This window comes from Rhizobium sp. P1_E1 (assembly GCF_056406015.1).
In genome coordinates, this window is record NZ_JBFUAY010000153.1 from 1 (window position 1) to 11308 (window position 11308).

The window sequence follows — 11308 nt, forward strand, 5'->3', positions numbered from 1 at the left end:
ATGCGGTGCTGCTGAACACTGGCGAGCAGACCGTTGCGGCAGGACCGGCGAGTTTCATCATCAACACCATGCCCGTCTTCACCGCCCTGATCGCCACATTTGCGCTTGGCGAGCGTTTCGGCCGCTGGGGCTGGGCGGGGACCGCGGTTTCCTTCGGGGGCGTGGCGCTGATTGCGGTCGCCTCCGACGACGGTTTCAAGCTCGATCCGAATGCCATCCTCATCCTGGGCGCAGCGCTTTGCTCGGCGATTGCCAGCGTGCTGCAGAAGCCGCTGCTCGGGCGGCTGCCGGCGCTTGCCGTCACCGCCTGGATCCTACTCATCGGTTCCGTGCCGCTGGTTCCGGCCGTTCCGGCGACGATCCAGGCGCTGGCCGCCGCACCGGCGGAGGTGAACTGGGGCGTTGCCTATCTCGTCATCTTCCCCACAGCGATCGGCTACCTCACCTGGGCGATCGCGCTGAAGCGGCTGACGGCCGCCCGCGCTTCGAATTTCCTCTATGGCGTTCCGCCGGTCGCCACGCTGATCGGTTTCGTCTGGCTGGGCGAAACGCCGACGGCGCTCGGCGCAATCGGTGGCGTCATGGCAATCCTCGGCGTGCTGGTCGTCAACGTGATGCGGAAGCGGTAGCGTCAAATTCGGGCTGTGAAGGCGGCCTGGCAACAGTTAGGCATTGCGCCGCCGTTCGCTTTCTTTAAAACGAAAGCAGATCGAAAGGCGTCCCATGTTCTTGACCGACCGACAAAGTGAAATCGTCGCGATTGCAAAATCGAGCGGCAGGGTTCTGGTCGAGGAGCTCGCCTCCCGCTTTTCGGTGACGCCGCAGACAATCCGCAAGGACCTGAACGATCTCTGTGATGCGCAGGTACTGACACGCATCCATGGCGGCGCAACATTTCCGAGCGGGACGGAGAACGTCAAATACGAGGCGCGCCGGCAGATCGCCGCGTCCGAGAAACAGGCAATCGGCATTGCGGCGGTCGAGCTCATCCCGAGCGGTGCCTCGCTGTTCATCAATATCGGAACGACGACCGAGGCGGTGGGTGAGGCGCTCGCCAACCATCACGAGCTGATGGTTATCACCAATAATATCAATGTTGCCAATAGGTTACGTCTTTTTCCCGCAATCGAGGTCGTCATTGCCGGCGGGGTCGTACGCGGTTCGGACGGCGGGATCGTCGGCGAGGCGGCCGTCGATTTCATCCGCCAGTTCAAGGTCGATTACGCTGTGATCGGCGCTTCGGCAATCGACATCGACGGCGCGCTTCTCGATTATGATTTTCGCGAAGTGAAGGTCGCTCAAGCAATCATCGCCAATGCCCGACATGTCATTCTCGTAGCCGATTCGACGAAGTTCGAACGTACCGCGCCGGTCAGGATCGGCCAGCTGTCCCAGGTTCATACCTTCATCACCGATCACTGTCCGGTGCCGTCGATCCGCAATCTCTGCCTGGAAAACAATGTGAAACTGATCGAAACGAATGGCCGATCCCGTTAGACGGAGATCTGCGGAAACATTCGTTTGACATTCGGATCTCTTTCGTTTTAACTGGTGTTACTTTCGCAATTGCGCAAATTTTGTGCGATGCGAAATCGACAGCGGGCTCGGAGGGGGAATTGGGCCGAAATATTCACGACATATTCGTCATCGGGGGCGGCATCAACGGCTGCGGCATCGCGCGCGACGCTGTTGGGCGTGGCTATTCGGTGGCGCTGGCGGAGATGAACGATTTCGCCTCGGGTACCTCGTCGGGCGCCACCAAGCTGATCCATGGCGGCCTGCGTTACCTTGAGCATTACGAGTTTCGTCTGGTGCGTGAATCGCTGATGGAGCGCGAGATCCTCTGGGCGATGGCGCCGCACATCATCTGGCCGCTGCGTTTCGTGTTGCCCTACCACAAGGGCGGGATCCGTCCGGCCTGGCTGATCCGGCTCGGCCTCTTCCTCTACGACCATCTCGGCGGCCGCAAGCTGCTACCGCCGACATCCGTTCTCGACATGCGCAGCGATCCGGCCGGCAAACCGCTGAAAGCGCTTTTTGCCAAGGCCTTCGAATATTCCGACGGCTGGGTCGACGATGCCCGCATGGTGGTACTGAACGCCCGCGACGCCGCCGACAAAGGGGCAACCATCATGCCGCGCACCAAAGTGGTGTCGGCGAGGCGCGAGAATGGCCTGTGGTTGATCGAGACCACCGATACGGTGAGCGGCCGCAATGACAGCCATCAGGCCCGCATGCTGGTCAATGCCGCCGGTCCCTGGGTCGACCATGTCATTCGCTCCGCTTTCGGCCAGAACGAAGCCCATCATGTCCGCCTCGTCCAGGGCAGCCATATCGTCGTGAAGAAGAAATTCGACGATGTGAGAGCCTATTTCTTCCAGAACCCCGATAACCGCATCATCTTCGCCATCCCCTACGAGGGCGACTTCACGCTGATCGGCACCACGGATCGCGATTATACCGCCGATCCGCGGGATGTCCGGATCTCCGAGGAGGAGACCGTCTACCTCTGCAATGCGGCGTCGGAATATTTCAAGGAGCCCGTCAGGCCGGAGGATATCGTCTGGACCTATTCAGCGGTCAGGCCGCTTTATGACGACGGCGCCTCCAAGGCACAGGAGGCGACGCGCGACTATGTACTGAAGCTGGAAGGCGAAGGTGCCGCCGCGCCGCTACTCAACGTCTTCGGCGGTAAACTCACCACTTATCGCCGGCTTTCCGAACACGCGCTGGAGAAGATCGGCGCTGCGATCGGCGTCAAGGGTGCCCCATGGACGGGCAAAAGCCATCTGCCGGGCGGCGACTTCCCGGTTCGGGGCTATGAGGCACAAGTTGACAAGCTGAAGCGGCGTTATCAGTTCCTCGCCGATCAGCATGCCCGCCGCCTGGTGCGCCGCTATGGCACCAGGGCCGAGGCGCTGCTCGGCGATGCCCGCGGCATCGACGATCTCGGACGGCTGTTCGGCGGCGATCTCTACGAGGTCGAGGTTACCTATCTCGTTGAACATGAATGGGCCCGGCACGCCGAAGACGTGCTGTGGAGGAGAACAAAGGATGGTCTGCGCCTTTCGAAGGAGCAGGCTCAGTCACTGGAGGAGTACATGGCTGCCATACCGGCGATGGTCGGATAGGCGGCGTGTGGTCCCCGCTGCGTGGAGGCACGGGAACAGGAATGCTGGAACTGCGGAAGGCCGCAAAGATGGTGGGAGGAGACTATCATATCCACCCGACCGATCTTGCTTTTGAAAGAGGAACGCTGAACGTTCTGCTTGGGCCGACCTTGTCGGGCAAGACCTCGTTGATGCGTCTGATGGCCGGCCTTGATCGGCCGACAACCGGTACGATCCATTTTGATGGTGCTGACGTGACAGGTATGCCTGTCCAGAAGCGCAACATCGCTATGGTCTACCAGCAATTCATCAATTATCCGGCATTGACGGTCTACGAGAATATTGCCTCGCCGCTGCGGATTGCCGGCAAGGATGCCAAGACCATCGATCTGGAGGTGCGCAAGGCTGCCGAACTTCTGAAACTCGGTCCTTATCTCGATCGCACGCCGCTCAACCTCTCGGGCGGCCAGCAGCAGCGCACGGCGCTTGCCCGTGCGCTCGTGAAGAATGCTAGCCTAGTTTTGATGGACGAGCCGCTTGCCAACCTCGACTACAAGCTGCGTGAGGAACTGCGGCAGGAATTGCCGCGGATCTTCGCGCAGTCCGGCGCAATCTTCGTCTATGCCACGACGGAACCTTCCGAAGCCTTGTTGCTGGGCGGCAATACGGCAGCGCTCAGCGAGGGCCGGATCACGCAGTTCGGCCCGACGGTCGAGGTCTATCGCCATCCGCTCGATCTAACGACGGCGAAAACCTTTGCCGATCCGCCGCTGAATTTTATCGATCTGGTCAAATCGGAAGGCAACTTCCTGCGCGATGGCATTCTGATTTTTGCCGTGCCGCCGCATCTTCAGAATGTGCCGAACGGGCCGGCAACCATAGCGTTTCACCCCCATCATCTTGCACCAACCGCCCAGACGGCCGGTTCGGCGCGGCTGACAGCACGGACACAGATTTCGGAGATCACCGGGTCGGAAAGTTTCGTGCATCTGCAATTTGCCGACACCCGCTGGGTGATGCTTGCGCACGGCATCCACAATGTCGACCCGGACACGGATCTCTCCGTTTTCATCGATACGCGCCACCTGATGGCGTTCGGCGCGGACGGCCGGGCGATCACCACTGCCACGCAGAGGGGCTAGGAGAAGATCATGGCACGTATCACCCTCGATCATATTCGACATGCCTATGGGCCGAACCCGAAGAGCGAGAAGGACTACGCTCTCAAGGAAGTGCACCACGAGTGGAACGATGGCGGCGCCTATGCGCTGCTCGGACCTTCAGGCTGCGGAAAGACCTCGCTGCTCAATATCATTTCCGGCCTTATTCAGCCGTCCGAAGGGCGAATTCTCTTCGACGGACAGGATGTTACGAACCTGCCGACRCAGCAGCGAAATATTGCGCAGGTATTCCAGTTTCCGGTCATCTACGACACGATGACCGTCTATGACAATCTGGCTTTCCCCTTGCGCAACCGCGGAGTCGCGGAGCCTGATGTTGATCGTCGTGTCCGTGAAATATTGGAGATGATTGATCTTGCAGACTGGGCCAAGCGTCGCGCGCGCGGTTTGACGGCGGACCAAAAGCAGAAGATTTCGCTCGGCCGCGGCCTCGTGCGCTCGGATGTGAACGCGATTCTCTTCGACGAGCCGCTCACTGTTATCGATCCGCATATGAAATGGGTGCTGCGATCGCAGCTGAAGCGGCTGCATAAGCAGTTCGGTTTTACGATGGTCTATGTCACGCATGACCAGACGGAGGCGCTGACCTTCGCCGACAAAGTCGTGGTGATGTACGATGGCGAGATCGTGCAGATCGGCACGCCGGCCGAGCTTTTCGAGCGTCCGAGCCATACCTTCGTCGGCTACTTCATCGGTTCTCCAGGCATGAACTTCATGCCAGCCAAGGTGGAAGGCCGCACGGTTCGGGTCGGCGAGCACGCTCTGACGCTCGACTATGCGCCAAAGACGTCGGCAGCGGCCAAGGTAGAGCTTGGAATACGGCCCGAGTTTATCCGGGTCGGCCGCGAGGGCATGCCTGTGACGGTGAGCAAGGTGGAAGATATCGGCCGGCAGAAGATCGTCCGCGCGCAGTTTGCCGGCCAGCCGATCGCGATCGTCGTCCCTGAAGACGGGGACATTCCGGCTGATCCCCGGGTGACCTTCGAGCCGTCGGGTATCAGTATCTATGCCGACTCTTGGCGCGCCGGACCGGAGGCTTGATCATGGAAAAAACCTGGAACAACAAAGCGTGGTTTCTGGTCCTGCCGGTCCTCGTGCTGGTGGCATTCTCGGCCGTCATTCCCTTGATGACGGTTGTGAACTATTCCGTTCAGGACACTTTCGGAAACAACCAGTTCTTCTGGAACGGAACGGACTGGTTTACCGAAATCCTGCATTCCGACCGTTTCTGGGCCGCCCTGCAGCGAAATCTAATTTTTTCGTTGATCATTCTCGCTCTTGAGATCCCGCTCGGTATCTTCATTGCGCTCAACATGCCGAAATCGGGCATCGGCGTGCCGGTGTGCCTGGTTCTGATGGCGCTACCACTGCTGATCCCGTGGAACGTTGTCGGCACGATCTGGCAGGTGTTCGGCCGCAACGACATTGGTTTGTTCGGCTATTCCCTCAATGCCATCGGCATCGACTACAACTATGTGCAGGATCCGCTCGACGCCTGGGTGACGATCATCATCATGGACGTCTGGCACTGGACGAGCCTGGTCGTCTTGCTCTGCTATGCAGGCCTCGTTTCCATTCCGGATGCTTTCTATCAGGCAGCCAAGATCGACGGTGCGTCTCGTTGGGCCGTATTCCGCTATATCCAGCTGCCAAAGATGAAACGCGTTCTTCTGATCGCCGTGCTGCTGCGTTTCATGGATAGTTTCATGATCTACACCGAGCCTTTTGTCGTCACGGGCGGCGGTCCCGGCAACGCGACCACTTTCCTGTCGATCGATCYGGTCAAGACCGCCCTCGGACAGTTTGACCTCGGTCCGGCCGCTGCCATGTCGCTGATCTATTTCCTGATCATCCTGCTGCTTTCGTGGGTGTTCTACACCGTCATGACAAGCCACGACGCGGAGAATTGAAATGAGCGCCTCCAACGAAACGACAGCGAGCCGAAAAATCTCAGGCGTTACCAGTGTCGCAAGCGGTCTCTCCTCCGATGAAGTCAGCCATCTGATGCGCCGGCGCGGCGAGGAATCGCGCTGGTGGTGGCTGGTTCCGACGATCTATATCATCGTGCTCCTGCTGCCGATCTATTGGCTCGTCAACATGAGCTTCAAGACCAATGCGGAAATCGTCAATTCTCTGACGCTTTATCCTCATAACCCGACGATCGCCAATTACGTGACGATCTTCACGGAGAAGGCGTGGTATTCCGGCTACATCAATTCAATCACCTATGTCGTGATCAACATGGTGATCTCGGTGGCAGCCGCGCTGCCGGCGGCCTATGCCTTCTCCCGTTATCGGTTCCTTGGTGACAAGCATCTTTTCTTCTGGTTGCTGACGAACCGGATGGCGCCGCCGGCGGTTTTTGCCCTGCCGTTCTTCCAGCTCTACTCAGCCTTTGGACTGATCGATACGCACATTGYCGTGGCATTGGCGCATTGCCTCTTCAACGTGCCGCTGGCGGTCTGGATCCTTGAAGGCTTCATGTCCGGCGTACCGAAGGAAATCGACGAAACGGCCTATATCGATGGCTATTCGTTCCCGCGCTTTTTCCTGAAGATCTTCACGCCGCTGATTGCGAGCGGCATAGGTGTCGCCTGCTTTTTCTGCTTCATGTTCTCTTGGGTCGAGTTGCTGATCGCACGAACGCTGACGACGACCGACGCGAAGCCGATCGCTGCCACCATGACCCGTACCGTCTCCGCATCCGGCATGGATTGGGGCTTGCTCGCCGCCGCGGGTGTTCTGACCTTGATCCCAGGGGCGCTGGTGATCTGGTTTGTGCGCAATTACATCGCCAAGGGCTTCGCCCTGGGGAGGGTTTGATGGGCTTTTCGCTTCCCGATTTTTCATGGATGGCATGGACCTGGCCGACGGCCGCGTTCTTCATCGTTATCGCATTGCTGCTGATCGGCATGGGGGTCTGGGAGTATGCCGTGCCGGGCGGCAACCCGCGGATCGGAATCCTGCGCTTCGAGACGACGCGCGGTGATCGGCTTTTCCTTTCGCTGCTCGGCAGCGCCTTTATCCATCTTGCCTGGCTTGGTCTCGCGGGATCAAGCCTCTGGTGGGCTCTCGCTCTCTCCGTTGTCTACGCCGTCGGCGTATTCCGTTACGTGTGAGGCAAACTGATGCAGATGGCCGGGGTTTTTCTGGCCGCCTGAGACGTGAAGACTGCAATCGCAAAACCCTGGGAGGATATCATGCGAAGGCATTTATTGACGACGACAGCAGCCGTGCTGCTGGCCATGACCGGGTCGGCCTATGCCGGCATGGACGAGGCAAAGACTTTTCTGGATAAAGAGATYGGCGACGTGTCGACGCTCTCTCGCGCCGACCAGGAAAAGGAAATGCAATGGTTCATCGATGCTGCGAAGCCTTTCCAGGGGATGGACATCAAGGTTGTTTCGGAAACCTTGACCACCCACAAGTATGAGTCCGAGGTTCTGGCTCCGGCCTTTACTGCGATTACCGGGATCAAGGTCACGCACGACGTCATTCAAGAGGGTGACGTTGTCGAGAAGATCCAGACACAGATGCAGACCGGACAGAACCTGTATGACGGCTGGGTCAACGACTCCGACTTGATCGGTACCCACTGGCGTTATCAGCAGGTGCGTAACCTGACCGACTGGATGGCCGGCGAAGGCAAGGACGTTACCAACCCCGGCCTCGATATCGACGACTTCATCGGCACCAAGTTCACGACCGCGCCGGACAAGAAGCTCTACCAGCTTCCCGACCAGCAGTTCGCCAACCTCTATTGGTTCCGTTACGACTGGTTCAACGACGAGAAGAACAAGGCCGATTTCAAGGCGAAATACGGCTACGATCTGGGCGTTCCGGTCAACTGGTCGGCCTATGAGGACATTGCCGAATTCTTTACCGGCCGTGACGTCAACGGCAAGAAGGTCTTCGGCCATATGGATTACGGCAAGAAGGACCCGTCGCTCGGTTGGCGCTTCACCGATGCCTGGCTGTCGATGGCTGGCAACGGCGACAAGGGCCTGCCGAACGGTCTTCCGGTCGACGAATGGGGTATCAAGGTCGACGAGAACTCGCGTCCGGTCGGTTCGTGCGTCGCGCGTGGCGGCGATACCAACGGCCCGGCATCGGTCTATTCGATCCAGAAGTATCTCGATTGGTTGAAGGCGTACGCACCGCCGGAAGCTCAGGGCATGACCTTCTCGGAATCCGGTCCGGTGCCGGCACAGGGTAACGTCGCGCAGCAGATCTTCTGGTACACGGCGTTTACCGCAGACATGGTCAAGCCTGGCCTGCCTGTTATGAATGAGGACGGCACGCCGAAATGGCGMATGGCACCGAGCCCACATGGCGTTTACTGGAAAGACGGCATGAAGCTTGGTTATCAGGACGTCGGCTCGTGGACGCTGATGAAATCGACCCCGACGGACCGCGCGAAAGCTGCCTGGCTCTATGCACAGTTCGTGACCTCCAAGACGATCGACGTGAAGAAGAGCCAGCTCGGTCTCACGTTCATCCGCGAATCCACCATTCGCGACAAGAGCTTTACGGAGCGTGCTCCGAAGCTCGGCGGTCTGATCGAGTTCTATCGTTCGCCGGCCCGCGTTCAGTGGTCGCCAACCGGCACCAACGTTCCCGACTATCCGAAGCTGGCTCAGCTTTGGTGGCAGGCTATCGGTGACGCCGCTGCCGGCGCCAAGACACCGCAGGAAGCCATGGATTCTCTTTGCGGCGAGCAGGAGAAGGTCATGGGCCGTATCGAGAAATCGGGCGTCCAGGGCGATATCGGCCCGAAACTGGCCGAAGAGCATGATCTCGCTTACTGGAACGCGGATGCGGTGAAGAAGGGCAACCTTGCACCGCAGCTGAAGATCGAGAACGAGAAGGAAAAGCCGGTCACGGTCAACTACGACGAACTCGTCAAGAGCTGGCAGTCGAAGTAAGGCGGACCCGGCCGGAAGCGACGGGGCTTCCGGCCATCACTTCCCGCCACCGGCAACAAGCCGGTGGCACCCACAATCTTTCTCTCATGAAACCTCCGCGTCCTGCTGTCCTCGGCAGGAGCGGTTTCGTGCGAGCCGGAGACGGATATGAGCGGCTATATTCTTTCAATCGACCAGGGCACGACGTCGTCGCGCGCGATCATCTTCGATGGCGACATGAAAATGGCCGGCTCGGCGCAGGCGGAGATCACCCAATATTATCCGCAGCCTGGATGGGTGGAGCACGACGCCGCCGAAATCTGGCGATCGGTCGTCGATACTGTGCGCAAGGCGATCGTCGATGCCGGTATTGATGCCGCCGACATTGCCGCGATCGGCATTACTAATCAGCGAGAGACCGCGGTCGTCTGGGATCGCAGGTCCGGGACACCGCTTCACCGGGCGATCGTCTGGCAGGACAGGCGCACGGCCGAAATGTGCGAGAGCCTGAAGGCCGATGGATATGAGAAGCTGTTCAGCGCCAAGACCGGCCTGCTGCTCGACCCCTATTTCTCCGGAACGAAGCTGCGCTGGCTGCTCGACAATGTCGACGGCCTGCGTGAGAAGGCGGAGGCGGGCGACGTCTGCTTCGGCACGATCGACAGCTGGCTAATCTACAATCTGACGGGTGGCCGCGTGCATGCCACCGAGGCGACAAATGCATCGAGGACGCTGCTCTATAATATCGACGACGGTGCCTGGGACGAGGAGCTTCTCGGCATTCTCCGCATTCCGGCCGCCATGCTTCCTGAAGTCAGGGAATGTGCCGATGATTTCGGCCGCGTCGACAAGACGCTGTTCGGTGTGGAGCTTCCCATTCTCGGGGTCGCCGGCGACCAGCAGGCGGCGGCGATGGGCAATGCCTGCTTCGAGCCAGGCATGATGAAATCCACCTACGGCACCGGCTGTTTTGCCCTGTTGAACACCGGCAGGGATCGTGTTTCCTCCTCCAACCGGATGCTGACGACGATCGCCTATCGGCTTGACGGCGAAACGACCTATGCGCTCGAAGGCTCGATCTTCATCGCCGGTGCCGCCGTGCAATGGCTGCGCGACGGCCTCGGCGTCATCGGTCAGGCATCCGAGGCAGGGGTGCTTGCGGCCAAGGCCGATCCCGGACAGCAGGTCTATATCGTCCCAGCCTTCACCGGCCTCGGCGCGCCCTATTGGGATCCGGCTGCGCGCGGCGCCATCTTCGGTCTGACGCGAAACAGTGGGCCGGCAGAATTCGCCCGCGCCGTGCTTGAATCCGTCGCCTACCAGACGCTCGACCTGCTGGTGGCGATGAAGAAGGACTGGGGCGTCAACCAGCTGGAAACGGTGCTGCGCGTCGATGGCGGCATGGCGGCTTCGGATTGGACGATGCAGTGCCTGGCCGACATGACCGGAAACCCCGTCGACCGCTCGGCGATCCGCGAGACGACGGCGCTGGGCGCAGCCTGGCTTGCCGGCTCGAAAGCCGGCATCTGGCCAGGCATGCGGGATTTTGCGCAGGCCTGGGCCTGCGACCGCCGCTTCAGCCCTTCGATGGATGAGACCGAGCGGCAGACCAAGATCATCGGCTGGAAGACTGCCGTATCCAGGATGATTTCCGACGCTTCAGCGGGGTAGAACAGTTCCCCGAATGTGACCGCAATGGCGGTTACGTTCACACGGCGCCGGCAGCCTTTCTGTTGATAAAGCTCAGGGCGAGCACGGCGAAGATCAGCGTGCCCGTACCAACCTGCTGCCAATAGAAGTTCAGATCGGTCAGCAGCAGGCCATTGGCCACGATGCTGAGCAGCAGGGCGCCGAGTACGGTCCCGCCGACATTCGGCCGTCCGAGTGGGCTGAGCGTCGTGCCGATGAAGGTCGCGCCGATGGCATTCAGCAAGAAGGCATTGCCCGAGGAGGGGATGTAGGTGGTGACGGTTGCGGTCAGGATCAGGCCGGCGATTGCCGCGATCAACCCGACCAGGATGAAAGTGACCGCGACATGGGCCGGCGCGGCGATGCCKGAATAGCGCACGACGCCCGGCTGGATGCCGATCGACAGGATGACGCGGCCGAACCG

Annotated in this window: 11 protein-coding genes; 10 read left to right on the top strand and 1 reads right to left on the bottom strand. The window is 59.9% G+C overall.

The annotated features are described in order from the left end of the window. From AC1D1Z_RS28975 to glpK, 10 genes are all read left to right on the top strand, one after another. A partial coding sequence (locus AC1D1Z_RS28975) for a DMT family transporter (RefSeq protein WP_477852381.1) occupies positions 1-629 on the top strand: 629 nt, incomplete at its 5' end. Positions 630-723: 94 nt separating this feature from the next. Further along, on the top strand, positions 724-1497 hold the full coding sequence (locus tag AC1D1Z_RS28980; RefSeq protein WP_115157787.1) for a DeoR/GlpR family DNA-binding transcription regulator: 774 nt from the start codon (positions 724-726) through the stop codon (positions 1495-1497). A 119-nt stretch (positions 1498-1616) separates the two neighbouring features. Further along, positions 1617-3131, top strand: a complete 1515-nt coding sequence (gene glpD, locus AC1D1Z_RS28985) for a glycerol-3-phosphate dehydrogenase (RefSeq protein ID WP_115157788.1) — start codon at positions 1617-1619, stop codon at positions 3129-3131. Positions 3132-3172: 41 nt separating this feature from the next. Continuing rightward, positions 3173-4252 (top strand): ABC transporter ATP-binding protein, encoded by a 1080-nt coding sequence (locus AC1D1Z_RS28990; protein WP_131647727.1) that lies wholly within the window; start codon positions 3173-3175, stop codon positions 4250-4252. Between the two features lie 9 nt (positions 4253-4261). Then, a complete protein-coding gene (locus AC1D1Z_RS28995) occupies positions 4262-5332 on the top strand; it encodes an ABC transporter ATP-binding protein (protein WP_018246651.1) in 1071 nt (356 codons plus the stop codon). Positions 5333-5334: 2 nt separating this feature from the next. Next, positions 5335-6201 (top strand): carbohydrate ABC transporter permease, encoded by an 867-nt coding sequence (locus tag AC1D1Z_RS29000; protein WP_477852384.1) that lies wholly within the window; start codon positions 5335-5337, stop codon positions 6199-6201. Between the two features lies 1 nt (position 6202). Next, a complete protein-coding gene (locus AC1D1Z_RS29005; protein ID WP_477852385.1) occupies positions 6203-7114 on the top strand; it encodes a carbohydrate ABC transporter permease in 912 nt (303 codons plus the stop codon). Continuing rightward, on the top strand, positions 7114-7410 hold the full coding sequence (locus tag AC1D1Z_RS29010) for a DUF2160 domain-containing protein (RefSeq protein ID WP_018246653.1): 297 nt from the start codon (positions 7114-7116) through the stop codon (positions 7408-7410). The genes AC1D1Z_RS29005 and AC1D1Z_RS29010 overlap by 1 nt, the downstream gene beginning before the upstream one ends. A gap of 81 nt (positions 7411-7491) precedes the next feature. Then, entirely contained in the window at positions 7492-9216 is a 1725-nt protein-coding gene (locus AC1D1Z_RS29015; RefSeq protein ID WP_018517728.1) for an ABC transporter substrate-binding protein, read from the top strand. 147 nt (positions 9217-9363) lie between these two features. After that, a complete protein-coding gene (gene glpK, locus AC1D1Z_RS29020) occupies positions 9364-10866 on the top strand; it encodes a glycerol kinase GlpK (protein WP_018446154.1) in 1503 nt (500 codons plus the stop codon). 37 nt (positions 10867-10903) lie between these two features. Here the strand turns inward: glpK and AC1D1Z_RS29025 are convergent. Next, on the bottom strand, positions 10904-11308 hold a 405-nt coding region (locus AC1D1Z_RS29025; protein ID WP_477852387.1), incomplete at its 5' end, for an ABC transporter permease.

Coding starts and splice junctions, on each gene's coding strand:
- glpK (WP_018446154.1), top strand. CDS start 9,364: ATGAGCGGCTATATTCTTTCAATCGACCAGGGCACGACGTCGTCGCGC.
- AC1D1Z_RS28990 (WP_131647727.1), top strand. CDS start 3,173: ATGCTGGAACTGCGGAAGGCCGCAAAGATGGTGGGAGGAGACTATCAT.
- AC1D1Z_RS28980 (WP_115157787.1), top strand. CDS start 724: ATGTTCTTGACCGACCGACAAAGTGAAATCGTCGCGATTGCAAAATCG.
- AC1D1Z_RS29010 (WP_018246653.1), top strand. CDS start 7,114: ATGGGCTTTTCGCTTCCCGATTTTTCATGGATGGCATGGACCTGGCCG.